Origin of the sequence: Clostridium cibarium (genome assembly GCF_014836335.1) — a bacterium.
In the GTDB taxonomy this organism is placed as follows: Bacteria; Bacillota; Clostridia; order Clostridiales; family Clostridiaceae; genus Clostridium; species Clostridium cibarium.
Window position 1 is genome coordinate 47,874 of sequence record NZ_JACSRA010000014.1, and the last position, 26,179, is coordinate 74,052.

Sequence of the window (26,179 nt, forward strand, 5' to 3'; positions counted from 1 at the left end):
AAAATATTAGATTTATAATATAGCGAATCATAATATATTAGATTTCTTCAACTACAACTTTTTCAAGTAATTCATTAACTACATTTTCTTTTACACAACCTGTTTCCTTCTCTATAGCATTTGCTGTTCCACAAGCTGAAGCCAATTGCAGTATTTCTTTTATCCCATATCCTCTTTCTAATGCAACTGCTATTCCTGCTACATATGAATCTCCTGACCCAACTGTATTAACTACCTGAACTTGAGGAAATGTTACTTTATAAAATTTTCCTTCATAGCCAGCTATTGAGCCTTCTTCTCCTAAAGATATTGCAACAAACTTTATTCCACTTTTTTGAAATTCCTTAATCTCTCTTATTGCATCTTCTACACATGTAATTTTTCTTCCTGTTAATACTTCTATCTCATCTCTGTTAGGTTTAATAAAGTAAGGCATTCCTTTAACACCTTCTCTTAAAAGTTCGCCACTACTATCTAGCAAAAACTTTTTGCCTTGAGAATTTGCCATTTCTATTAACTTCTTATAGAAGTCAACAGGAATATTTCTAGGAACACTTCCTGAGGCTACAACTACACTAGATAGAGAAAGCAGACTTTCATATTTTTCTAGAAATTCTTGCTGTTCTTCTATGCTAACTTCAGGTCCTGGTTCCAGTATTTCCGTTTGTACAAGATCATCTGTTATAAAAGCTAAACATTCTCTTGTTTCTCCATTAATTTTTACAAAATCCTGCTTCACTCCATAATCTTGAAGCTTTTCTTGTATAAACTCTCCACTTTTCCCACCAAGAAACCCCGTTGCTATACAATTTTCCTTTAGGATAGTAGCTACATTAGCAACATGTAAACCTTTGCCCCCAGGTGTATTTTCTACAGTCCTTGCTCTCATTACTTGACCTTTTTCTATGTCTTTAATCTCATATCTTTTATCTATTGATGCATTCAAGTTTATAACTAATATCATATTTTTTCTCCTTTTATGGTGTACCATTACTAATCAATCAAATATTTTTATATCTCCGCTAGTATCCTGATTCTTATAAAGGCGTAGATTATTAAATTCTACGCCTCTTCTATTGTGTTTTTTTATTTTATGTTTTAATATTAATCTGTACAATTTTTTTATTTATTTTTACTTGTCTTAGGTTTAGTATATCTATTCCTAAGATTTTTTTTATATCTTTCCATCGCATATCGACAATTATTTGTTCTATATATGCTAGTCCTATTTTTAATATCTATTTGCACTTCCGCATACTTCAATCTTATGTTTTACTATCTTTTTCATAGCATCTTTTCCAGGAGTCATATATTTTCTAGGATCATTCTCCTTTGGATTTTCTTTAAAAAATTCCTTTACTGCATCTGAAAATGGAATCTTTAAATCAGTTGCAACATTAACTTTGCATATTCCAAGAGAAATGGCCTTCTTTACTAACTCATCTGGCACATCCGATGCCCCATGAAGTACTAATGGTATACTAACTTTATTTCTTATTTCTTTTAATCTTTCAAAATCAAGCTTTGGTTCTCCTTTGTATAACCCATGAGCTGTGCCTATTGCAACAGCTAATGAGTCTACTCCTGTCCTTTTTACGAATTCTGCAGCATCATCAGGATTTGTGTACATTGTATCTTTTTCATCTACAACTAAATCATCTTCTCTTCCACCTAGTTTTCCAAGTTCAGCTTCTACAACAGCATCATATTCATGAGCATATTCAACAACTTCCTTAACAATTGCTATATTCTCTTCAAAAGGCTTCTTAGAAGCATCGATCATACAAGATCTAAACCCAATATCTATATCTCTTTTAATGGCCTCAACATCTTCAAAATGATCTAAGTGTATAGCTATAGGTATCTCATATTTCCCTGCCGCTACTTCTGCCATAGCCTTTACATAGTCTGGTCCAGCATATTCTTCTATTGTGGATGGAGTTCCTGCTATTATTACTGGAGATTTCATCTCCATTGCAGTTTCAACAACCACTTGTAATGTCTCTAAATTATGAATATTAAATGCTGGAACTGCATAACCTTCTCTTTGTGCCTTTAAAAGCATCTCTCTTGTTGATAATATCATCTTCTACCATCTCCTAATATTCAATTTCATTTGAATCTACTAGTTCTTTAGTTTCTGCAATCTTTTTATACCAATAAGCACTTTTCTTTGGATATCTCTTTTGATCTTTATAATCTACATAAAATAAACCATAACGTTTATTGTATCCATTTGACCAAGATAATACATCCATTAAAGACCATACATAATAACCTTTAACATTAATCCCTTCATCTATAGCTTTTAGAATGTATTCAAAATGTTTTTTAATATATTCTATACGAGGTGTATCATCTATCTTTCCATCAACAAAATCATCCTTATATCCCATTCCATTTTCAGCTATATATACTTTTTTATAATTAGGATAATCCTTCTTTATTCTAAGTAATGTTTGATACATTCCTTGTGGATAGATTGGCCAATCCCAATCAGTAGTTTCAACTTCTGGATTATTAACACGAGCACCTATTCCTTTAAGGGCAAAGATACTTGTCCCTTTTTCACCAGTTCCATTATGATGAATTTTACTTTCTCCTTCATAAGCCTTTAGAAAATGACTAGAATAATAATTCATTCCTAAGAAATCAATTTTCTTAGCAGCTGCCTTAATCACATCCATATCTCCATCATAAATTGCTAACTTTCCATTATTTTTAGAAAGTATTTCATTTACTGTTTCTAATGTTTCTTTGGCGTACTCACCTTTAAAGCATGCATCAAGCATAAATTTATTTGCTAATGTATCATCTAAATAAGCTGCTCTTTTATCTTCCTCAGAATCTGTTATCGGAACCTTTCCTTCAAGAGTGTGAACTATTCCAATTTCACCATTTAAATTCATGCTCTTATATAATTCAATTACTTTAGCATGAGCAACCATCATATTATGCATAATTTGAACAGCTTTTTCTATGTCATATCTTATACTTGGTGGAAAGTTCCCAATTATATATCCATTTTGTGCTACAGACCAAGGTTCATTAAATGTTGCCCACTGCTTAACCCTGTCTCCAAAATTCTCAAAGCATACCTTTGCAAAATTAACAAAGTTATCTATATTCCTTCTATCTAACCAGTCACCATTTTTAAATAATTGTAATGGTGTATCAAAATGATGTAATGTTACAAAAGGTTCTACATTGTTCTTTAAGCATTCATCAATAAGATCATTGTAATATTTAATACCTTTAGGATTAACTTCACCTACTCCATTTGGAATTACTCTACTCCATGAAATAGATACTCTTATTCCATTCACTCCAAACTTATTTGAAAGTTCAAGATCATCTTTATACTTATGATAAAAATCACTTGCTACATCCCCATTAAATTTGCTTTCTGGTCTATTTAAATATTCATCCCATTCACATGGACCTCTTCCTTCTTCTTTAGCTGCCCCTTCAACTTGGTAAGCTGCTGTTGCTCCACCAAATATGAAATCATCTTCAAATTTATTCATATTATTCATTACCTCCTGTCATTACTATTGTTATGTTGTGTATATTATTTATTTATTAAGTCTAATGCAAACTTTAATGCCGCATCTGGATCTCTAGTTAATTTTACATATTCTTGACCTGAAGTTGTTGCTGATTTAGTTCCCTTTGCATCACAATCGCTCTTTAATTCGTCATACATTGATGCCATTTGTGGGGCTAATACAATTAAATCAAAATCTATTATCTTTTCTTTATGTTGACCATAAGCCATAGCTATTGAATCTAAGTTTACTCCATGTTCTTTAGCGCCCTTTGATATTGCTTTTGCAAGCATACTGCTTGTAGCACCACTTGCACAAAGTACTAATACTGCTAATTCTTTATCTGTTTTACTTTCTAACTTAACCTCTTTTAACGCAGGTTTAACAGTTTCCTCTTTAACTTGTACTACTTCCTCTACCCCTTCACCAGCTATTTGAGCTTCCTTAGCAAGTAATTCTCTATCATAGTACTTAAAGAATGGATAATAAATTACAGTGTCAATTACTAATAATAAGGGCGCTAGTACAAATGATAATTTTGCAAATCCTGTTCCTAAAATTAAACCTATTGTACCTGGGGTTGTCCATGGTAAGGTATAAATAAATCCATTCATTCCTAAACCATCAATAAAGAATTTAAATAACCATACATTTACTATTGGAGTCACAATAAATGGTACAAATAATATCGGATTTAATACAATTGGTGCACCAAATAATATTGGTTCATTTACTGCAAATAGTACTGGAATAATAGAAGTTCTACCAACTGCTTTTAATTGTTTTGATTTAGCTATAAAGGCACACATAGCTGTAAACATTAAAGTAGCACCAGTTCCTCCAAGAGTTGCTACGAAATATGAAGTTCCATGAGTCAATGCATTAACTGCATGTTCACCAGATTGGAATAATTTTAGATTAGCATCAACATTTGCTATATATATTGCTGTTACTGCTGGCTCTACTATAGATGGCCCATGAATACCAACAAACCAGAACATTGCCATAGCTCCAAATATTACAGCTAATCCTGCATATCCATCTGCTGCTGTAAATAAAGGCTTAAACACTTCTAAAATCCATGCACTGAAACTCATTCCAGCTACATCTCTGAATCCTATATCTACTAACCAAAAGAATAAAACTGATAGAGCTAATGGAATTAAATCTGCAAAAGTTTGTGATATATTATGTGGAACTTCATCTGGCATTTTTATGGTAACATTATTCTTAACACATACTTTATAGATATTAGGAACTATAAATGCTACTACAAAGGCTGATAATAATCCCTTTGTTCCCATATAAGTACTTGAAAATCCACCTTCAATAGAATCTACACTTAGTAATAAGAAACAACTTATAGATACAATCATTACCGATACTGGATTAATTTGTCTAAGCTTGGGTAATTTATTGTTAAAATTATCTGCTAGACTTTTAGCAATTGTTGCTACCATTAGAACCGCTAATATTCCCATTGAATAGTTATATGCTTTCCAAAGCATATTACTTACATCATCAGACCAATAAAAATCAAATATATTAGGCACACAAGCAATTAATATGAATATACTTGAAAATAAAACAACAGGTATACAACCGATAAATCCATCTCTAATTGCTCTCAAATACGGATTATTTGATATTTTTTCAAAGGCTGGTTTCATCTTTTCAATTAGTTTAATTAACTTTCCCATTATATAATTCCTCCTCAGATTAGATTACTATAAATCGCCCTATAAACTACTTTATCTGACGTTTATTATTTTTTAGGCTAATTACATTTCTTACTTAACTTTAAGAAACCCTTTACAATATCCCTTAAAAGCATCACTGTCATTAAGTGATCTTGTGCATGAACCATCAAGAAACTAACATCTACCTTTTCTCCTCTTGCTTCCATTTGGATCATATTTGTTTGAACTTTATGAGCTTCTTGGATACAATCATTTCCCTCTTCTATTAATTTTTCTGCCTTATCAAATTCTCCATCTGTAGCTGCATTCATAGCTTCTATATATTTAGTTCTCGCATCTCCTGCAAAAGCTACTATTTCAATTGTTGTTAATTCTAATTCTTCTCTAGTCATTTAAAATCATCCTCCCAATCAGGCTATTTATTATTATTAATCGTGATATTCTCCTCTGTCCCACTTTTCTAAAAATTCATCAAAGAAATGTTCATTTCCAAACTGATCATCCTTTTGAGTTGCTATAGCATCTATTTTAGCTATAATCTTTTTATCTTCTTCAGTTGGTTCAAATTTTGTTTCTAAGAAAGCATCTATTATATTTTCCATTAACCCAACTCCTGTTATTCTTCCACCAAATGCAATTATATTTGCATTTAAATGCTTCTTAGCATACACAGCTGTCGATACATCTCTTACTAAAGCTGCTCTTGTCCCTACAACCTTAGCTGTAGAAGCACTTATTCCAACGCCTGTCCCACAAAGAACTACTCCTAAATCAGCTTCCTTAGATACAACTTTTTCAGCTGCTTTCTTTCCAAATATAGCGTAATGTGTTCTTACATGATCATAAGTTCCACAATCTATTACCTCATGTCCTTTCTCTGTTAAGTACTCTACTATATGTATTTTTCTATCTGTAACAATATGGTCACATGCAACTGCAATTCTCATCTTCTATTCCTCCTCTTATAACATTTTATTCAACATATCTACTCTTATTTGATGTCTTCCACCAGCATATTCAGATTCTAAATATGCATCTACTAATGCTTCTGCTAATTTTTCTCCTACTATTCCTGAACCAATTGCTATAATCGATGTATTATTATGGCTTCTTGTCATATAAGCTGAATGTTCATCTGAAACTTCTGCACATATAATCCCTTTATGCTTGTTAGCTGCCATAAAAGATCCAGCACCATATTCATCTATTAATATTCCTCTATCCCCTTCATTAGATAAAATTCCTTTGCAAACTCTATCTGCCGAATCTACAAAATCCACTTCATCTTCTGTTTTATCCAATACATCATGGCCCTTTTTTAATAAATAATCCTTTAAATATTCTTTTAACTTTATTCCTGCTTTATCTGAACCAATTAAAACTTTCACTTTTATTCCTCCTCTATCTTATCTATTACTTTACAATATCTTGAATACTTCTTCTTCATACCAGGATCAATTCCTGAATCTGTTACTAAAGCCGTAACATCTTCTAATTGATATAATGTAAAAAAGTCTTCTTTTTCTATTTTTGTAGAATCACAAATAACATATCTACTTATGGCATTGTTCATAATAATCTTCTGTCCAACGCCTTCTTCTTCATTAGAAGTCATAATATTATTATCAGAAATTCCATTTGCCCCTATAAAGGCTGTCTTAACTCTTATTTTTCCTAAAGCTTCATTTGCGAAACTCCCAATAAAAGTGCTTGTTTTCTCCCTTAACCTTCCTCCAATAAGTATTAATTCAAATCTCTTATCATCCTTAAACTTATCAAATACATTAAGACAATTTGTTATAATTTTTGCAGAAGAAACATTAATATAATCATAAATATGTTCACTTGTTGTTCCTGGTCCAATATAAACAATATCGTTTTCCTTAATTAAACTTGCTGCAATCTTTGCAACTTCAATTTTCTTATCTATATTTAATGTTCTTTTTTCATTAGGAGACAATTCTTCAAATTTAACATTTTCTTTACTTCTTGCTCCACCATGAATCCTTACAAGTAAACCTTGTTCTTCTAAATACTTAAGGTCTCTTCTTAGTGTCATTTCAGTAGCTTCTAGCTTTTCTGTTAGTTCTGAAATTCTTATTATTCCAAGCCTATTTACAGTTTCTAAAATTAGTTGTTGTCTTTCTTCCTTTAACATTCTACCTCACCTTACTTTACTTAATTTCATCTATATATTATGCAAAAGTAAGTTTATCTCCTCCCACACATTTATTGTTTGTATATATGTTTGATTTTTTTCTATTTTGTTCTCTTTTGTTTATATCTTTATTATATATCGTTTTCAGAAAGTTGCAACTTATTATTTTCCGCTTTTACATTGAATTATTTCAATTTATTTAAAGTTAACTAGTACTTTCTCATTTTTTCTTCTCTTTCCTATATTGACCACCTCCTTGTAAACGTTAATATGAGCGATTCTTATTATTCCACGACTTTGCTTAATAATTAATTGTTCTTTAATGTTCTTTTTAAACATTTCTTCTCTTCTATACCTCATAATATAAGGCTATATTGTGTATTTTTTACATTTTTGCTGTATACTATATATTAAAGTTATTAAGTTATATATAAATAAAATGAGGTGGTTTAATTATGAAGGTTTTACTCATTAATGGAAGCCCTAAAGCTCAGGGTTGTACTTACACTGCTTTAAGCGAAGTAGCTAAAGAATTAAAAAAAGAAAATATCGAAGCAGAAATATTTCATGTAGGAAATGATCCTATTCGAGGATGTATGGGGTGTGGTGGATGTTCTAAAACTAATTCTGGTAAATGTGTGTTTAACAATGATACTGTAAATATTGCACTTGAAAAAGCCAAAGAAGCTGATGCTTTTATCTTTGGATCTCCTGTTCACTATGCAGCTCCATCTGGCTCAATTACATCTTTTTTAGATAGATTTTTTTATGCGGGAAACTGTTTCCAATACAAACCTGGTGCTGCAGTTGTAAGTTGCCGTCGTGGTGGTGCTGCATCAACTTTTGATCAGTTAAATAAATATTTTTCTATTTCTAATATGCCTATTGTATCTTCTCAATACTGGAATATGGTTCACGGAAACACTCCCGAAGAAGTAAAACAAGATTTAGAAGGAATGCAAACAATGAGAACTTTAGGAAGAAATATGGCTTGGCTTTTAAAATCCATACAAGCTGGTAAGGATGCTGGTCTTTCACTTCCTAAAAAAGAACAAAAAATAGCAACCAACTTTATAAGATAATAAAAAAAGTGGCAAAGCCACTTTTTTTTATCTTCGATAGCAATTTTCTTCTATTTGCTCATACTTTAAAATTTTTCTAGATTTCATGAATTCCGCTCTTTATTTTTTAACAAGTTTTACAGCCTTATTCACAATATTATCAACTGTGAAACCATACTTCTCAAACAACTTATCCGCTTTACCAGATGCTCCAAATTCATCTAAAGAAATAACTTCTCCGTCAAGCCCTACATATTTATGCCACCCAAAAGAAGTTAATGCTTCAACAGCTATTCGTTTTCTTACATTCTTCGGCATAACGCTTTCTTTATATTCTTCCTCTTGAGCATCAAAAACCTCGAAGGATGGAATGCTTATAATTCTTGCATCTATTCCTAACTCTGCAAGTCTATCCCACGCCTTATATATCAATCCAACTTCTGAACCTGATGCCATTAAAATCACATCCGGAACTTCATTCTTGGAATTTTTAAGAATATATCCTCCTCTTAATGCTCTTTTTGCTGAACCATCATACAAAGGCAACTTTTGCCTTGATAATACTAGTGATGTTGGCGTTTCCTTATTTGTTATAGCATAATACCAAGCAGCCGCAACTTCCTTTGAATCAGCAGGCCTGAAAACAGTCATATTAGGCATACTTCTTAGTGCTGCTAATTGTTCAATAGGTTGATGAGTTGGACCATCTTCGCCTACTCCTATGCTATCATGAGTCAAAACATAAACTACTGGAAGTTTCATTAAAGCTGATAGCCTCATAGCTCCCTTCATATAGTCACTAAATACAAAGAAAGTAGAGCAAAATGCTTTTAACCCTCCATGGGCATATATTCCATTAGTTATAGCTGCCATAGCATGCTCTCTAACACCAAAATGAAAGTTTCTACCACTCCTATCTTCTGCAGAAAAATCTCCCATTTCCTTCATGTATGTCTTATTTGAAGGAGCTAAATCAGCTGATCCCCCAACTAAATTAGGGATTAATTTAGATAATCTATTTATAATCACTCCTGAAGATTCTCTTGTTGCCATTTCCTTATCAAAGCTCCAAAACTCTTCATTTTCTAATAGTTCCTCCTCACTTATTTGTTCATTATTCCATCTGCTATATTCTTTAGCAAGTTCAGGATAAGTTCTCTTATAATCTTCAAATAAATTATTCCACTTTTCTTCTTTTTCAATTCCATCATTAATGTACTTATTCATATAAGTATATACTTCATCAGGTACATAAAAATCTTTTTCTTCCCATCCCAAGTTAGCTTTTAATTCTTTTATATTTTCGGCTCCCAAAGGTTCTCCATGAGCTGATGCTTTTCCTTGTTTAGCTGGACATCCAAAACCAATTTTGTTCTTAACTATGATCATTGATGGCATAGAAGTCTCTTTTTTAGCTTCGTCAATAGCATTAGATATTTCCTCCATATCATTTCCATCTGATACTTTAATTACTTGCCAACCATAAGCTTCATATCTCTTAGCTACATCTTCTCTAAATGCTATGTCTGTACTTCCTTCTATTGAAATATTGTTTGAATCATATAACACAATTAATTTCCCAAGTGCTAGTGTACCTGCTAGTGATGATGCTTCTCCTGATATGCCTTCCATTAAGCAGCCATCTCCAACTATTGCATAGGTATAATGATCTACTATATTAAAATTATCTCTATTAAACTTATTGGCAAGATGGGTTTCTGCTATAGACATACCTACAGCATTACATAGGCCTTGTCCAAGTGGTCCTGTTGTAATTTCAACACCTTTAGTATGTCCATACTCTGGATGCCCTGGTGTCAAGCTGCCTATTTGTCTAAAGCTCCTAATATCTTCAATTGTTAATCCATATCCAAAAAGATGTAATAAAGAATACTCTAGCATCGACCCATGTCCTGCCGATAATATAAATCTATCTCTATTATTCCATTTAGGACTTTTTCCATTATGATTCATCTTTTTCCACAAGGTAAATGCCATAGTAGCTGCACCAAGTGGCAATCCTGGATGTCCAGACTTTGCCTTTTCAATAGCATCTGCCGACAATATTCTTATTGCATTAATCGATAGCAAATCTAACTTCTTACTCATAATTCTCCTCCTTATTTACCAAATGCAGCTGCCCAATCAGCCTTAAACTTTTCTAATCCTTGATCTGTCAACGGATGCTTAATCATTTGTTTCACTAAGTTATATGGAACTGTTGCTATATCAGCACCTGCTCTTGCAGCCTCAATAACATGTATTGGATTTCTTACACTTGCTGCTATTATCATAGTTTCTATACCATGTATTTCAAAGATTTCTGAAATTGTTCTAACAAGTTCCATACCATCCATTGAAATATCATCTATTCTACCTAAAAATGGACTTACATAAGTAGCCCCTGCATTAGCTGCTAAAAGCGCTTGAGTAGCTGAAAAAATTAAAGTCACATTGGTCTTAATACCTTCACTTGATAAAACCTTTGTAGCCTTAAGACCTTCTCCTGTCATTGGAATTTTTACAATCATATTTTTATGGATTGCTGCAATTTCTCTTCCTTCTTTAATCATTCCTTCTGCATCTTCACTAATTACTTCTCCGCTTATTGGCCCATCTACAATTTCTGTTATTTCTTTTATAACTTCATTAAAATCTCTGCCTTCCTTAGCTACTAAAGAAGGATTAGTTGTAACTCCACAAATAACCCCCATCTCATTTGCTTCTCTAATATAGTCCACATTTGCTGTATCAAGAAAAAATTTCATTTTATACTCCCCCAATTACTTATATTTTACCTAATTATTATCTAATTTCTAAAAATTCCTCAATAGAAGTCATAGCTGCACCTAGCAAATATGACTCTTTGAAACTAGCAACACTAACATTGCAATTATTCTCATTTGTAAATAAATTATTTCTATAAATATTTTTTCTTATGATCTCTATCTTGTTGGCTAATAAATTGTTTATATCCCCCCCTATAATTACACTATTTGAATCTAGAATCATAATTAAATTTGATATCCCTACACTTAGTGTACCTAAATACTTTTCCATTATCTTTTCTGCTTTTTCATCTTTTTCAACAAGTTTTTCTTCAAACTCTTCTATATCTGTTATCTCATAGGATTCGTCTTTATTGTACTCTTCAATTAAAGCATTTGTTGACGTATAAGCTTCTAAGCATCCTCTAGCCCCACATTTGCATTCTTTCCCATCTATAACTATTTTCATATGTCCCATTTCCCCAGAAGCACTATTATCTCCCCTATATATGTTTCTGTTTATTACTATACCAAGACCAAGACCCTCAGTTATTGAAACATATAATAAATTATTTAATTTCTCTTTTCTATTCAAAAATTCATAATAAGCAGATAAATTCGCTTCATTATCTACATATACAGGCAAATTAAGATGACTAAATCTCTCTTTAATATTGAATTCTTTTACACCAAGAAAATAACAATTTTTTATTGTGCCAGTTTTAAAATCTACGGTACTCGGCATAGATATCCCAATTCCTAACACTTTTTCAAGACTGATTCCATTATCCTTTAATATCTTAAGCAAGTTCTCTTCAATTAAATATATTATTTTTTCTATTCCTTCATTGTTGTGCCTTATCTTTATAGTATCTACTATTGTTTTCTTTAAATTAACTAAGGCTATTTTTATATGCTTAGGAGTTAAAGCTATTCCAACAGAATACTTGCACTTCTCATTTAACTTATACGATATTGCTTTTCTTCCTCCCGTTGACTCTAATGACCTTACCTCTTCAACAAACCCTTCACTCCTTAGTTCAGTTATATTAGTTGAAACTGTTGTTATACTTATATTCAATTTTCTAGAAATCTCTAATTTAGTGATTTCCTCTTCATTTATTAATAATGATATTATTTTCTTCCTATTGGTTTCTTTTATTTTGCTATGATTTATATCTATCAAGTCTACTTTTACTCCTCTCAAGTCTTCTTTAATAAGTAATACTTTCTTTAATAATACCACTATCATCCTTGTTTAAATATTAAAATCTTTTACTCTTGGATAAGCAGAATTATATAAATTATATACTTTTGAGTATTCTTCTTTCACCTCTTCATTAGGACTTACTTTCTCTCCGCCTTTTACAATCTTGCAACAAGCCTCCTCAACAGATTCATATATTCCCGCTCCTACCCCTGCTAGTATTGCTACTCCAAGAGCAGGTCCTTCTGAAGCTTTAATTGTAGTTAATGGATATTGAAATATATCCGCCAAAATTTGTCTCCAAACTTCACTTTCAGCACCTCCACCACTTATTCTAATATGGTCAACCTTTACATCCATATCCTCTATAATATCCAAACAATTTTTTAAGCTAAAGCCTACTCCTTCTAATACAGATCTAATAAAATCATTATGATTATTTATTAAAGATACTCCTAAAAATGCACCCTTAACATTTGGATCAATATGTGGTGTCCTCTCTCCCATAAGATATGGCAAGTAAATAATTCCGTTAGCACCCGGTTTTGAATCTTTAGCTTTTTCAGTTAAAATATCATATATATTTTTACCTAGCTTCTCACTTTCCTCTATATCTTTATGACAAAAAGTCTTTTTGAACCAATTTAGTGAAAGTCCGGCTCCTTGAGTTACTCCCATTACATGCCACTTATTTGGCACTGCATGACATAATGTATGAACTCTTCCAAACTTATCAAACCTAGGTGTGTTTGTAGCCGCAAATACAACTCCAGATGTACCTATTGTTGTTGATATTATTCCCTCACTTACTATACCATTTCCAATTGCTCCTGCCGCTTGATCTCCAGCGCCACCAACAACGGGTGTATTTACTGCTAATCCTGTTAACTTAGCTGCTTCTTCCGTAACTTTTCCACTAACAATAACTGATTCATATACATCTGCAAGTATACTTCTATCTATTCTCAAATCATCAAGCAACTCTTGACTCCAATCTCTAGTATTTATATCTAACATCTGCATCCCACTGGCATCTGACACTTCTGTCGCAAATATATCGGTTAACTTAAATCTTATATAATCTTTTGGAAGAAGAATTTTATGTATCTTCTTATAATTTTCTGGTTCATTATTTTTAATCCATAATAATTTTGAAAGAGTAAATCCTGTCAAAGCTGGATTTCCTGTTATTTTAATTAACCTTTCCTTGCCTATAACTTCTGTCATATAATCACATTCTTTTTCGGTCCTCTGATCACACCATATTATAGAATTTCTAATTACTTTGTTATCCTTATCAACCATAACAAGTCCATGCATTTGCCCGCTTAATCCTATTCCTTTAATATCAGATGCCTGTACTTTGCTTTTTTCTATAACATTCTTAATTCCTTTAACAGAAGCCTCCCACCAATCATTTGGATCCTGTTCTGCCCAACCTACTTGTGGTTGAAATAAATTATACTCGTAAGTTGCTGTTCTTATTGTATTTCCATATTCATCAAATAATGCTGTCTTTGTTCCTGATGTCCCAATATCTAATCCTAATAAATACCTCATAATACCCCTCCTATTAACCCTCGAACACATTTTAAAACACTTTTTAAATGTATTTTAATAAGTTAATTTTATACCTTATTCTCCCACTAGTCAATTTAAAAATATCGATCTCTTCATTTATTGCTAAGTGATGATTAATTAATTTAGGTACAAAGGAGATTTCCAACGCTTTACATCATTTTAGTAAAACAAAACAGTAAAATATAAAAGACTATTTCAAGATAGAAATTTTAATTTCTATCTTGAAATAGCCTCTTCTTTACTTTGATCCTATATATTCTATTTTTATAATCTTTATTTATTTCTATAATATTCTATAACAAAATCTTTAAAACTTTCAGCAGCTTTAGTTAAATACTTATTCTTAAGCCAAGATAATCCTATAGTAAAATTACAAACTGGTTTTTCAATTGGTATAACTACAAGAGGACTATTAGAATACATTTCACAAATGGACTTTGGAATTAGTGCAACACCTCTTCCTAGGTGTAACATTTCGTATATAAGCACATCATCAACTTCAAAGATTATATTTGGAGTAAATCCAGCAAGACTACATAAGTTATCGGTAATACTCCTATAAGTATAAGCTCTAGCTATAGATATAAAGTTCTCTTCTTTTGCTTCTGAAAGTAATATGCTTTTTCTATCTGAAAATCTATGATTTGGTGGAACAACTAAAACTATTTCATCTTCTTTTAAAATAACAGTTTCAATTTCTTTACTATCTATTGGTGGTGATGTCATAGAAAAATCCACTTCTCCAGTCATTAATCTATCCTGTGATATATTTCTATTACCTAAAAATTGATGAATAGTAACCTCAGGATAACTTGTTAAAAACTCTGTTAATATTCCAAATAAAAACCTTGCATTTCCAGTAACTAAAGAAATACTATTTTCATCTAGTTTAATTTTTTTTTCTATTTCCAATTTTGCGCTTTTAATTTCACTGAATATTGTATTAACTCTTTTTAAAAACATTTTCCCTGCTTCATTAAGCTCAATATTCCTTGCCTTTCTATCAAACAAAGGAGTTCCAAGTTCAGCTTCTAATCTTGAAATCATAATGCTAAGGGAGGGTTGCGAAATATTTAACTCCTTGGCAGCCTTGGTTATATGCTGAAATTTTGCTACAACTTGAAAGTATTTTAACTGAAGTAATTCCATGCCTTAACTCCTATCACAATATTACTTTACATTTAAATTCTTTTATATTGCTTCATTGTATATTAGGGAAATTATATATTAGATCCTTCTATAATACAATGGAAGGTTATGCCTTATTAATTCTAAACTTCTTAAACACTCTTATAATCTAAAAAAACATTCATCAATATAAAAGGTTTTAGTAAGTGAAATATACCTATTCTCCCTACTAAAACCTTATTTTTTGTTTAAACTTAACTTTTTATTGATTTGATAACTACATGTTTTCTTCTAAACCCTTAAACCCAATATTTTTCTTGAACATATTTATAGTCTTAGTGTTTTTTAGTGTATTTATTATAGCTCTTATAATAAATCCTACAACTAAAAATGCACCCATAAAAGTTAGCAATATACCAAAGTTCTCTAAGTATACTGAAGAATTTATTCCTCCAATTGTCATCCTTAACATTCCAATAGAATATGTAAACGGAAGATACTCACCTATAATTCTAAAGAATTTAGGAGCAGTTTCTATTGGGAATGTCCCACCTGAAGAAGCAAGCTGTAATAGGAATATTATAAATATAATTGGTGTTCCAACAATTCCTATAGCATAAGATACTCCATACATCATACTAAAGAATACTACTGATATTAAGATATTATTTAGATAAAAATAACTTGTATTTACAGTATCAATTTTTAATCCTTCCACAAGAACAAAACTTAATAATAAAGCCTGCACTATTGCTATAGCTAATCCAATACTATATTTGCCAATAAAACTCTTTGCATATTTATTTTCTGTTATTTTTAATCCCTTAGCAATTGATAGAAGAAGATTTATAAACATTCCTCCAAGCCATAAAGATAAAGATATAAAATATGGCGCTAACCCTTCACCATAATATTTAACATCATTTAAAGTATTTTCATTTAAAGCTACTGGTTCAGATATAAACTTAGACATATCATCAGATGTAAACTTTAACTTATCATTAATCTCATTGTAACCATTATTTAATCCATCTTTAAGCTTAGTAGCACCATCATTAGCTGTATCTAATCCATTATTTAAAGCTACAGCACCATTATTTAATTTTGATAATCCATTTGATAACTGTCCTGTTTTTTCTGTAGCTGTATTTAATCCATTATATAATTTAGAACTTCCATTTTTAAGTTCTGTAGCTCCACCAATAAGCCTATTTGTTCCTTCAACAGCTTTATTCATACTTTCATCAATACCACTTGCAAGCTTATTGGTTCCATATGCAACTTTTGCTGTACCCGATTCTACTAAAGCTGCACCTCCTTGCAACCTATAAAGGCTATCTATTAAAGGATTCAATCCATCAGCAGAAGTTCTAAGAGGTTCTACAATATTTGTATTAATATCCTTATCCCTAATTGCCTTTGTAACATTTTTGGCAGCCATGAGTTCCTTAGATGCCTTGTCACTTAATTTCCCCCCATTAGCATTATAATCTGCTATTATAGAAGCAAGTAAATCATCAACATTACTAACTCCATCTGAAACACCTGCAATTTTATCTGCTACATAATTTGATTTTTCTGAAAGTTGTGTTTTAGCCTCAGAAGTTTTTGTATAAGCTAAATTGGCTCCATCAGATACTTTCTTTGCTCCACTTGCAGTCTCACTTGCTCCACTTACAAGTTTTCCTATTTCACTATTTTTTTGAGAAAGTCCATCTTTAAGCTGATTTAATCCACCTAGTAATGAATCTGTTCCATTTGAAAGAGCTTTTTCCCCATTAGTTGCTTCTTTTAATCCATCTTTAAGTAATATTGATCCCTCTAAAGCACTAAACATCCCATTTGATAAATCTTGACTTCCATTTGCAAGAATTTGTGTTCCATCTTGAAGTTTATTTGCACCATCGGCTGCATCATTTAAAGAAGTCTTAATATTATACAGTTTGTCCACCAAAGCTTTTGAAGTTTCTTCTTGAATTTTAGAAGTTACATCTGATTTAATGCTTTGTGCTACTTTTTCAGATATCTGATAGAAAACATAGTTTTTCCCTTTATTTCCTTCATATATTACCTCTGGCTTATCAAATTTTCCATCATTGGAATCAGCAAGTTTCTTTGAAAAATCTGATGGTATAACTATCATAGCAAAATAATCTTTACCTTCCACGCCATTCTTTGCTTCTTCATAACTTACAAAATTCCATTTCACCTTGTCATTATCTTCAAGCTTATCTTCTACTTCCTTGCCTATGTTATAGGTTTTTCCATCTTTTGAAACTGACTTGTCCATATTAACAAAAGCTACTGGTACATTACCAATGTTTCCATAAGTATCCCAAAAAGCGCTTAGATATATAGATGAATATAACATCGGAATTAATATAATTGCTATAACACTTATAGTTAAAATAGTAAATATAAATTTCCTGCTCTTTTTTCTATTATTCATTTTTTTAATTCCTTCTTTCGTTTGTGCATTTTAATAATTAATTTAAAATTTATATTTTCTCAAATTCTATTTTATTCTACAAATTTAATAGTGTCTAATATATAATTCTATATAAATACATATATCTGATTCTATAATTTTCTTTATTTTTTAATTCAGCTAAATTTTATTATCAAAAACTCATCTTAAATTTACGGTAATATTTTCTGTACTTAACAAAACTAATAATTATTTGTATTATCTTTAATATTCAAATGTTGGTCTGTATCGCTAAAGACATAAGGGTATATCTCACATATCTCTATATGAAATATACCCTTTACTCTAAATTATTACTCTTTATTAACAATTATCGCTAACAGCCATATCAACTATCTCTACTAATGTATTTATCTTTTCATTTTCTTTTTTATAATTACGGGGACTTGTCCCAACATATTTTTTAAATTTACTATGGAAATAATCTATATTCTTATATCCAACCTTCTCACAAACCTGATATACCTTTAGCTTATCGTTTACAAGTAATGCTTTAGCTTTCTCAATCCTTATCCTATCTAAGTGAGTATTGAAATTTTCTCCTATTGCATTTTTAAGAAGTTTTCCTAAGTAAGCGCTATTATAATTGAAAATATGAGCTAATGCTTCTAACTTTAAATCTTTATAATAATTCTTCTCCATATAATTTATTATTCTTTTCACGCTATTTTCTGGAGACTCTACAGCTAATTCTTTTGCTATATTTTCAAACTTATCTACTAAATAATTTATGGTACTGGTCAAGCTTACTCTGCTATATATTTCTTGTATAATCTCCTCATTATTCAAGAAATCTCCTTCACTTAAATTATAATCTTTAATTAATTTTGATTTAAGTTCTATAAATATTTCAATAGCAATAATCTTTATTTGTTTTTCTGAATACTCTCTTTCAACAACATATTTTCTAAAATCTATCATAGCCTCTCTTAATCTATCTAGATCACTTACTTCTACATAACTATAAATTTTATTTATATGATTTTTAATATCTAATATAATATTAGATTTATGCTCTTTTGTATCCTTATCCCAAATCATTCGATTTTCTAAATACAAAAACTTCTTATCAACTAAAGTTTTTGCCTGTCTATATGATTGTCCTATTTTCTTTATGCAACTAACTTGCTTTCCTACAGTTATAAATACACCCTTACTTCCATCCTCATCTATTCTATTTACCAGTTCTCCTAAAGTATTTTTTACTCTTCTTTCCTTAAAACCGCAAAATAAAATCCCTATAAACCCTTCTATATCCATTACTTCTATATCATCATAATATTTTAAATACTCAACTATGTTTTTTCTGCTAATTCTATGAATTTCACTATTAGAATCATCTATATTCATAGAAAGTAAGGCAAATTGGAAATTATCATAATCAAAGTATCTCTCATCAATATCTGTATTACCATCAAAAATTATTTTTTTTAAATCGATTTCTTTTAATAACGGTTTATTATCCTCAAACTTTTTTTCAAGTTTAATTTCTTCTGCTAATTGCAATAATATTTCTAATAATTCATCTTCATCAATTGGTTTTAAAATATATGATTTCACTCCATATTTAATAGCATCTTTTGCATATTCAAAATTTGAATATCCACTTACTATTATAAACTTTCCCCTAAATCCTTCTTTTCTTGCATCCCTAATTACCTCTGTTCCAAACCTTCCTGGCATCTTTACATCTATCAAGACTATATCTGGATTTAAGCTTATTATCTTTTGAAATCCATCTTCAGCATCTATTCCTTCCCCACACACCTTAAATCCATTTTCTTCCCACGGTACTATTTCCCTTAACCCCAATCTTACATTTGGCTCATCGTCTACAATTAAAACATTAAACATTTTTATACCTCCATCCCTTTTATACTGGTAAGCATAATATTACTTTTGTACCTCTACCCAATTCACTGTCTATTTTTAATCCATATTCGTCTCCATAATGTAATTTTATTCTCTGATTAACATTATTCATTCCTATACTTTTTTTATTATTATCCTTCTTTTCAAACCCTTTTCTTATATCTAATAACTTTTCTTCTTCTATACCTAATCCATTATCATCTACTTCTATCATTAAGTACTTGCCTTCTATAAATATTTTTAGCGAAATCTCCCCCTTTCCTTTTTTACCTTCAAACCCATGTACAAAGGCATTTTCTACAATTGGTTGTAGCAATAATGGTAATATTTCGTAATTTCCCAAGTTTAAATTTTCATCAACATTCAAGTAGTATTTGAACATCCCTTCAAATCTCATAGACTGTATTTCTAGATAATCTCCAATTAACTTTAACTCCGATTCTAATACTACCTTTTTCCCACTTACTTCTAAATTTCTTCTCATTATCTTCCCAAGTTTTTTTACTATATTAGCAATTTCTTTATCTCCATTGCAATAAGCTTTCATTCTAATAGTTTCTAATGTATTATATAAAAAATGTGGATTTATCTGACTTGAAAGCATTTTAAATTCTACTTCTCTCTGATATGCTTTTAGTTTCTCTTTTTGTATTTTTTCTGTATAAACTTCAGAAATAAGTTTTTTTATGCTTTCAATCATAATATTCAAGTCCAAGTAAAGTTGTCCAATTTCATCATTACCTTCAATTCTCTTTTCTACATTAAAATCACCATTTACAACTCTATGCATCTCATTTCTTAATAAATTTATCCTACTTGCTATATTCCTAGAAAAAAACATAATTATTACTAAAGATAAAATAATTGCTATAATTACAACTTCTATAATATTCAAAATAACCTTATTGGCCTGCTCTGTTATTTTGCTAAGAGGGAGAACTATAAATACTCCAAATCTATTTTTTAAAGTTTTCTCTATACCAAATGAATTCCAAATTATATAACTTTCTTTATCATTAAACTTTCCTTTTAAAATAAGCCTATTCTCGTTTTCCACATTTTTTTCCTCAACTATATTGAATGACTCTTTACCAATTCTATAGTTTTGGCTTAATAGAATAGTTTGATTATCCAATTCAATGAAGTTGCTTTCAGAATCCAAATTAATTATTTTATTTAACTCTTGAGAATTAATATTTATTACTAACACTCCAGTTTTTATTCCACTTTCATTTCTTACCTCTCTTACAAGCGACAAATAATAACTTTTTGAAAGTTCATCTTGTATGTAATTCCATGATATTTTCCCTTTATCTTTTATAGCATTTTTATACCAATCTTTTTCTTTAATTTCATCTGTAACTTTTAATATATTATCACTACCAAGTAAAGTTTCATTTTCTACGTAAAGGGTGATATTAGATATCTCTTTATAATACTTCAAATAGTTTTTAAGGGTAGTATAATTGTTATATTTTTTAACCACTTCGGCATTATCATTATATCTTCCAGTAATAATAGAATTTAATTCCTCGTCAGAATAAATCATATCTGAAACTCTTGTAGTTAGCTTTAATATTTCTTCTAATCTATGTTGCATTGTGTCTGCATTAGTTCTTGCCTCGTTGATAGCTCTATCTATAACTATATCTGTCATTTTTCTAGTTGAATAAATACCGACCACTGATACAGTAGCAATAGCAACTATTAGATATGTCAATATTAATTTATTTCTTATCTTAATATTGTTAACCATCGTTCTTATCCCATTCTTCATAATATGTACCTTTTTTATAAATAAGTAATTCATAGTAAACATTTACTACATTTTCATTATATCCATGATATGTATTAATTGCAAATATATAGTGGTATGTTGGAGATGCCTTATTTTTTAGCTTTACAGAATATTATATTTTTATCTCACTAATTTTATAAGCAATTATACTGAAATTTATACTATATTTTTATATATTCACTTATAGTAAAGTTAATTATAATAATATTTTAAGGAGGAATTATTTTGATAAATTCTAAATTACCATTTATTCTTTATGGTGGCGATTACAATCCTGATCAATGGCCAAAAGACGTTATTAAAGAAGATATTCGCCTATTAAAGCTAGCAAACATAAATGTAGTAACTCTTCCTGTATTTAGTTGGGCACTTCTACAACCTGATGAAGAAACATACAATTTTGAATGGCTTGATAACATTTTGAATCTATTAAAAGATAATGATATATATGTATGCCTTGCTACCTCCACAGCAGCTCAACCAGCTTGGATGTCTCGTAGATATCCAGAGGTCTTACCTGTTGATTTCGACGGTCATAAACGTAAACATGGAGGTAGAGTTAAGTTCTGCCCTAACAGCAAAGTATATCGCAAATTTTCAGTAACCCTTACAAGAAAATTAGTAGAAAGATATAAAAATTATGATAATCTAATTCTTTGGCATATTGGAAATGAATATGATAACTATTGCTATTGTGACAATTGTGAAAAAGAATTTAGAGAATGGTTAAAGAAAAAATATAAAACTTTAGATAAATTAAACAAAGCCTGGAATATGAATTTTTGGGGACATACTCTGTATAACTGGGATGAAATATTTTCCCCTTCTGGATTAAATGAAATGTGGCATGGTGAAGATAAGACCTCTACTACATTTCAAGGCATGGCTTTAGACTATAATAGATTTATGTCTGATTCCATATTAGATTGCTATTTAGGTGAATATAGAGCTATTAAAGAAATAACTCCAAATATAAAAATAACAACTAACCTAATGGGAACATTTAAACCATTAGATTACTTTAAATGGGCAGAACATATGGATATAGTATCCTGGGACAATTATCCTTCATATGGTGCTGATCCTGCTACTATTGCTATGAGTCATGATTTAATGAGAGGATTAAAAAATGGTGAGCCTTTTATGCTTATGGAACAAACACCAAATCAAGCTAACTGGCAACCTTACAATTCTGTTAAACGACCTGGCGAATTGAGGTTACAAAGCTACCAAACTCTTGCTCATGGTGCTGACAGTATAATGTTCTTCCAAATGAGACAATCTATTGGCGCATGTGAAAAGTATCACGGTGCCGTTATTTCTCATTCAGGAAGCGAAAACACTAGAGTATTTAAAGAATGGAAAAGACTAGGCGAAGAACTTCATTCTTTAGGAGATGAAATATTAGATTCTAAAATTGATTCAAAAGTTGCTATTATCTTTGACTGGGATAATTGGTGGGCAATAGAATTTTCTAGTGGTCCTTCAGTTAAGCTTAAGTATATACCACAAATAGAAAAATATTACAAGGCCTTTTATAAGAAAAATATATCAGTTGATTTTGTTAAACCTACAGCTGATTTATCTAAATATTCTATAGTCGTCGCCCCTATTCTTTATATGTTAAAAAATAATGTTTCTAACAATATAAAGAACTTTGTTTCTAAAGGAGGAACTTTTATAACCACTTTCTTTAGTGGTTATGTTGATGAAAATGATCGTGTAAAACTTGGTGGATATCCATCTGAACTTAGAGATCTTCTTGGAATATGGGTTGAAGAGTTAGATGCTTTACCACTTGAAATAAATAACATCCTACAGATGAATAGTACTTTAAATGGCTTTGATTTAGAATATAAGTGTAATATGTTATTTGATATTATTAACTTGGAAGGTGCTATTCCCTTAGCCTTATATGGCTCAGATTTTTACAAAGGCAGACCTGTCTTTACTATTAATTCCTATGGTGAAGGAGATGCCTATTATATAGGCTCTGATCCTGATTCTAAGTTTGTAGATGATTTAGTAGGATTCTTGGATTCTAATTATTCCTTATCCTTAGACTTTGAACCTAATGAAGGCGTTGAAATAACTAAAAGACGTAAGAATGATAAAGAAATTTTTTTTATACTAAACCACAACAAAGATTCTGTTAATTTAAATCTAAAAGATTATTCATATGTAAATCTTTTAACTAAAGAAAAAGTTTTTAGCAAGATTACTTTAAAAGGAATGGATTTAGCTATTTTAAGAAAATTAGCTAATAATGATTAAGGCGTCCCCTCTATTTAGAGAATGAAGCAAAACTTGTGTAAAACAAATCTGCTTCATTCTCTTTTATAATATATAATCGACTTCTAAATTTTCTAATAATACATTTTTCAAAATGGTTGATACACTTTTGTAATGTTAATTAGATGAAAGCTCATATGGACAAGGAGTAACACTCCTGATTAAACATTAATCAGGAGTGTTACTCCTTTTAAACTAATTCTTATTCTATTGAATACTTTCAATTTTATAATTAATTCATTTGATACTGTAACTTTTATCTTTTTCTATAGAAAAAATTATTAAATTACCCTGATCTCTTCTCTCTTGTACATCTTCTATCCTAAAATCCTTAGTACTCTTAATCTTACAAAATCCATCTACACTAGATTTTACTTTAGCCCTAACTAATTCTCCATACTCCCACTCAATATCAACTTCAAATCCCCCTCTAGCTTTAAGACCTTTTACCGACCCTCTTCTCCAAGCCTTAGGTAAAGCTGGAAGCAACTCAATATATCCTTCATGGCTTTGCAATAACATCTCTGCTATAGCCGCTGTACCACCAAAGTTTCCATCAATCTGAAAAGGTGGGCAAACATTAAATAAATTTGAAAAGGTCAGTTTTCTTAATAATACTAATACATATTGGTATGCTGATTCAGAATCCTTAAGCCTTGCAAATAAACTTACAATCCAAGCAGCACTCCAACCTGTATGCCCTCCCCCATGTTTTAGCCGCCTTTCTAGAGAAACTCTCGCAGCTTCACATATTTCCTTTGAATTCTCTTCAGTTATTTCATTTCCTGGATATACCCCAAATAAATGTGATAAATGTCTATGCCCTATTTCAAATTCTTCAAAATCCTTAAACCATTCTTGTAATTGTCCGTGCTTTCCTATTTTATATGGATATAATTTTTCTTTAGCTTCTTCCAATTCTTTTCTGAAACTATCATCTTTATCTAAAATAGTTGATGCCTTTATACAATTAGTAAATAAGTTTCTCGAAAGAGCCATATCCATAGTTGATGCTATGCTTGTAGAACATTTTTCTCCTTCTTTAGTCAAAAAATTATTCTCCGGAGATATGGATGGACAAGTTACTAAATATCCCTCTTTATCAGTTATCAACCAATCCAATAGAAAAATTGCAGCATCTTTCATTACAGGATATACTTCTTCTAGAAATTTTTTATCCTGCGTAAATTCGTAATGCTCCCAAAGATGACTACAAAGCCAAACTCCTGCCATAGGCCAATATGCCCATTCTGCACTTCCTCCTGCTGGAGATGTTTGCCTCCATAAGTCTACATTATGATTTACCGCCCATCCTCTACATCCATATCTCTTTTCAGCAGTTGCTTTTCCATTTTCTGATATTTCCTTTATCATTTTAAATAATGGTTCATGACATTCTGATAAATTACATACTTCTGCTGGCCAATAGTTCATTTCTACATTTATATTTGTGGTATAATTACTACTCCATGCTGGTCTTAAATCTTCATTCCAAATGCCTTGAAGGTTTGCAGGCTGACTTCCTTTTCTAGAACTTGCTATTAAAAGATATCTTCCATATTGAAAGTATAATGATATTAATGATAAATCTTCCTCTCCATTAATAACTTTTTGCAGTCTTTCATCTGTTGGAATTTCTTTTATTTCCTTTTCCCCTAAGGTAAATTCCACTCTATTAAATAGTTTCTTATATTCATTTAAATGATGTAAATACATCTCTTCATAAGATTTATATTTTATACTTTCTAAGGCACTACCTATTAACTTATCTACATCTTTTCCATTAGTTCCTGATTCATTTTTATAGCCATTGAAACTTGTATGAGCTACTATTTTTAATATAGCGCTATCAGCATCTCGTACATTTAACACTCCATCTTTAGACCATATCTCTCCTCCATTAGCTTCCCCATATACCATAACTTGAAAGTTCATACCCTTTTTGTTTTCTTCATCATAAACAATAGGATTATCTTCATTCTCATAAGACGGCAATGCATGTATCGGTGCTTTCCCCTTAAGTTTTATAGAAAAATCATTATCACTCATCACATTAAATCTCAATAAACTATCTAATGAAACGCTAAAATTTAGTTTTCCTTTCTCAATTGAATCTAATTTAATTACTATTGCATTATCTATCTTAGAAATGAATATCTCTCTATTAAATTCTGTATCTTTTAACTTATATCTAACTCTTACAACACCAGTTTTTAAATCTAGTTCTCTCATATATTCTATACATTCTTCTTCATCACCAAAATCTAAATATATATTCCCCATAGGTGCATACGATTCATTCCATGGCCCCAATAATTTTTCATTAATGAGTGTTTGTCCCTCTACATATTTTCCTGAAAACACTAATTTTCTTACCTCTTCTAAATCGCTTAAAGATGAACCCTTTTCTTCTATTGGAACTCCTATCCATAAAGTATCCTCATTTAGTTGAATTCTTTCTTTAAAAACATCTCCAAACACCATCGCTCCAAGTCTTCCATTACCAATCGGAAGAGCTTCTATCCATTCTTTTGCTGGTTTCTTATACCATAACCTTAAATTATTATCTCCCATATAA

20 protein-coding genes are annotated in these 26,179 nt (G+C 30.6%); 2 read left to right on the forward strand and 18 right to left on the reverse strand.

Annotation, left to right across the window (positions count from 1 at the left end):
• Nucleotides 1-37: 37 nt before the first annotated feature.
• The 9 genes from H9661_RS10215 to H9661_RS10255 form a co-directional block, all read right to left on the reverse strand.
• The gene (locus H9661_RS10215; RefSeq protein ID WP_143317965.1) at nucleotides 38-964 is read right to left on the reverse strand and encodes a 1-phosphofructokinase family hexose kinase; all 927 of its coding nucleotides are present in this window, start codon (nucleotides 962-964) and stop codon (nucleotides 38-40) included.
• A 267-nt stretch (nucleotides 965-1,231) separates the two neighbouring features.
• Nucleotides 1,232-2,086, reverse strand: coding sequence for a tagatose bisphosphate family class II aldolase (locus H9661_RS10220; protein ID WP_143317964.1), 855 nt, complete (start codon nucleotides 2,084-2,086; stop codon nucleotides 1,232-1,234).
• A gap of 13 nt (nucleotides 2,087-2,099) precedes the next feature.
• Nucleotides 2,100-3,527 carry a 6-phospho-beta-galactosidase gene (gene lacG, locus H9661_RS10225; RefSeq protein WP_191768620.1) on the reverse strand — a complete coding sequence of 476 codons (1,428 nt, stop codon included), beginning with the start codon at nucleotides 3,525-3,527 and terminating at the stop codon, nucleotides 2,100-2,102.
• A gap of 44 nt (nucleotides 3,528-3,571) precedes the next feature.
• Nucleotides 3,572-5,248, reverse strand: a complete 1,677-nt coding sequence (locus tag H9661_RS10230; RefSeq protein ID WP_191768622.1) for a PTS lactose transporter subunit IIBC — start codon at nucleotides 5,246-5,248, stop codon at nucleotides 3,572-3,574.
• A 77-nt stretch (nucleotides 5,249-5,325) separates the two neighbouring features.
• The gene (locus H9661_RS10235; protein ID WP_191768624.1) at nucleotides 5,326-5,640 is read right to left on the reverse strand and encodes a PTS sugar transporter subunit IIA; all 315 of its coding nucleotides are present in this window, start codon (nucleotides 5,638-5,640) and stop codon (nucleotides 5,326-5,328) included.
• Between the two features lie 36 nt (nucleotides 5,641-5,676).
• Nucleotides 5,677-6,195, reverse strand: a complete 519-nt coding sequence (gene lacB / locus H9661_RS10240; RefSeq protein ID WP_191768626.1) for a galactose-6-phosphate isomerase subunit LacB — start codon at nucleotides 6,193-6,195, stop codon at nucleotides 5,677-5,679.
• Nucleotides 6,196-6,210: 15 nt separating this feature from the next.
• The gene (lacA, locus tag H9661_RS10245) at nucleotides 6,211-6,636 is read right to left on the reverse strand and encodes a galactose-6-phosphate isomerase subunit LacA (RefSeq protein WP_143317957.1); all 426 of its coding nucleotides are present in this window, start codon (nucleotides 6,634-6,636) and stop codon (nucleotides 6,211-6,213) included.
• 2 nt (nucleotides 6,637-6,638) lie between these two features.
• Nucleotides 6,639-7,406: a DeoR/GlpR family DNA-binding transcription regulator gene (locus H9661_RS10250; protein ID WP_143317955.1), complete on the reverse strand. Its 768-nt coding sequence runs from the start codon at nucleotides 7,404-7,406 to the stop codon at nucleotides 6,639-6,641.
• Nucleotides 7,407-7,601: 195 nt separating this feature from the next.
• Nucleotides 7,602-7,745 (reverse strand): hypothetical protein, encoded by a 144-nt coding sequence (locus H9661_RS10255; RefSeq protein WP_185966868.1) that lies wholly within the window; start codon nucleotides 7,743-7,745, stop codon nucleotides 7,602-7,604.
• 116 nt (nucleotides 7,746-7,861) lie between these two features.
• Between H9661_RS10255 and H9661_RS10260 the strand changes: the two genes are divergently transcribed.
• Nucleotides 7,862-8,488, forward strand: a complete 627-nt coding sequence (locus H9661_RS10260; RefSeq protein ID WP_143317954.1) for a flavodoxin family protein — start codon at nucleotides 7,862-7,864, stop codon at nucleotides 8,486-8,488.
• Between the two features lie 99 nt (nucleotides 8,489-8,587).
• On the opposite strand, the gene tkt is transcribed toward H9661_RS10260, so the two are convergent.
• The 8 genes from tkt to H9661_RS10300 form a co-directional block, all read right to left on the reverse strand.
• A complete protein-coding gene (gene tkt, locus H9661_RS10265; protein WP_143317952.1) occupies nucleotides 8,588-10,576 on the reverse strand; it encodes a transketolase in 1,989 nt (662 codons plus the stop codon).
• 11 nt (nucleotides 10,577-10,587) lie between these two features.
• Complete coding sequence (fsa, locus tag H9661_RS10270; protein ID WP_143317950.1) at nucleotides 10,588-11,235, reverse strand: fructose-6-phosphate aldolase; 648 nt, start codon at nucleotides 11,233-11,235, stop codon at nucleotides 10,588-10,590.
• Between the two features lie 37 nt (nucleotides 11,236-11,272).
• Nucleotides 11,273-12,421 (reverse strand): ROK family transcriptional regulator, encoded by a 1,149-nt coding sequence (locus H9661_RS10275; RefSeq protein ID WP_143317992.1) that lies wholly within the window; start codon nucleotides 12,419-12,421, stop codon nucleotides 11,273-11,275.
• A gap of 72 nt (nucleotides 12,422-12,493) precedes the next feature.
• Nucleotides 12,494-14,002: a xylulokinase gene (gene xylB / locus H9661_RS10280; protein ID WP_191768629.1), complete on the reverse strand. Its 1,509-nt coding sequence runs from the start codon at nucleotides 14,000-14,002 to the stop codon at nucleotides 12,494-12,496.
• A 294-nt stretch (nucleotides 14,003-14,296) separates the two neighbouring features.
• Complete coding sequence (locus H9661_RS10285) at nucleotides 14,297-15,172, reverse strand: LysR family transcriptional regulator (RefSeq protein WP_191768631.1); 876 nt, start codon at nucleotides 15,170-15,172, stop codon at nucleotides 14,297-14,299.
• 256 nt (nucleotides 15,173-15,428) lie between these two features.
• Nucleotides 15,429-17,600, reverse strand: a complete 2,172-nt coding sequence (locus tag H9661_RS10290; protein WP_191768633.1) for a YhgE/Pip domain-containing protein — start codon at nucleotides 17,598-17,600, stop codon at nucleotides 15,429-15,431.
• A 342-nt stretch (nucleotides 17,601-17,942) separates the two neighbouring features.
• Nucleotides 17,943-19,493, reverse strand: coding sequence for a response regulator (locus H9661_RS10295; protein WP_191768635.1), 1,551 nt, complete (start codon nucleotides 19,491-19,493; stop codon nucleotides 17,943-17,945).
• A gap of 19 nt (nucleotides 19,494-19,512) precedes the next feature.
• Complete coding sequence (locus H9661_RS10300) at nucleotides 19,513-21,288, reverse strand: histidine kinase (protein ID WP_143317945.1); 1,776 nt, start codon at nucleotides 21,286-21,288, stop codon at nucleotides 19,513-19,515.
• Between the two features lie 246 nt (nucleotides 21,289-21,534).
• Here H9661_RS10300 and H9661_RS10305 point away from each other — a divergent pair, with 246 nt between their 5' ends.
• Nucleotides 21,535-23,583, forward strand: a complete 2,049-nt coding sequence (locus tag H9661_RS10305; protein WP_191768637.1) for a beta-galactosidase — start codon at nucleotides 21,535-21,537, stop codon at nucleotides 23,581-23,583.
• Nucleotides 23,584-23,838: 255 nt separating this feature from the next.
• Here the strand turns inward: H9661_RS10305 and H9661_RS10310 are convergent, their stop codons facing one another.
• Entirely contained in the window at nucleotides 23,839-26,175 is a 2,337-nt protein-coding gene (locus H9661_RS10310; protein WP_191768639.1) for a glycoside hydrolase family 95 protein, read from the reverse strand.
• Nucleotides 26,176-26,179 lie beyond the last annotated feature (4 nt).

Bases quoted from the DNA above. Each gene is read 5' to 3' on its own strand.
- H9661_RS10215 (WP_143317965.1), bottom strand. From the start codon at position 964: ATGATATTAGTTATAAACTTGAATGCATCAATAGATAAAAGATATGAG.
- H9661_RS10220 (WP_143317964.1), bottom strand. From the start codon at position 2,086: ATGATATTATCAACAAGAGAGATGCTTTTAAAGGCACAAAGAGAAGGT.
- lacG (WP_191768620.1), bottom strand. From the start codon at position 3,527: ATGAATAAATTTGAAGATGATTTCATATTTGGTGGAGCAACAGCAGCT.
- H9661_RS10230 (WP_191768622.1), bottom strand. From the start codon at position 5,248: ATGGGAAAGTTAATTAAACTAATTGAAAAGATGAAACCAGCCTTTGAA.
- H9661_RS10235 (WP_191768624.1), bottom strand. From the start codon at position 5,640: ATGACTAGAGAAGAATTAGAATTAACAACAATTGAAATAGTAGCTTTT.
- lacB (WP_191768626.1), bottom strand. From the start codon at position 6,195: ATGAGAATTGCAGTTGCATGTGACCATATTGTTACAGATAGAAAAATA.
- H9661_RS10250 (WP_143317955.1), bottom strand. From the start codon at position 7,406: ATGTTAAAGGAAGAAAGACAACAACTAATTTTAGAAACTGTAAATAGG.
- H9661_RS10255 (WP_185966868.1), bottom strand. From the start codon at position 7,745: ATGTTTAAAAAGAACATTAAAGAACAATTAATTATTAAGCAAAGTCGT.
- H9661_RS10260 (WP_143317954.1), top strand. From the start codon at position 7,862: ATGAAGGTTTTACTCATTAATGGAAGCCCTAAAGCTCAGGGTTGTACT.
- tkt (WP_143317952.1), bottom strand. From the start codon at position 10,576: ATGAGTAAGAAGTTAGATTTGCTATCGATTAATGCAATAAGAATATTG.
- fsa (WP_143317950.1), bottom strand. From the start codon at position 11,235: ATGAAATTTTTTCTTGATACAGCAAATGTGGACTATATTAGAGAAGCA.
- xylB (WP_191768629.1), bottom strand. From the start codon at position 14,002: ATGAGGTATTTATTAGGATTAGATATTGGGACATCAGGAACAAAGACA.
- H9661_RS10285 (WP_191768631.1), bottom strand. From the start codon at position 15,172: ATGGAATTACTTCAGTTAAAATACTTTCAAGTTGTAGCAAAATTTCAG.
- H9661_RS10290 (WP_191768633.1), bottom strand. From the start codon at position 17,600: ATGAATAATAGAAAAAAGAGCAGGAAATTTATATTTACTATTTTAACT.
- H9661_RS10295 (WP_191768635.1), bottom strand. From the start codon at position 19,493: ATGTTTAATGTTTTAATTGTAGACGATGAGCCAAATGTAAGATTGGGG.
- H9661_RS10300 (WP_143317945.1), bottom strand. From the start codon at position 21,288: ATGAAGAATGGGATAAGAACGATGGTTAACAATATTAAGATAAGAAAT.
- H9661_RS10310 (WP_191768639.1), bottom strand. From the start codon at position 26,175: ATGGGAGATAATAATTTAAGGTTATGGTATAAGAAACCAGCAAAAGAA.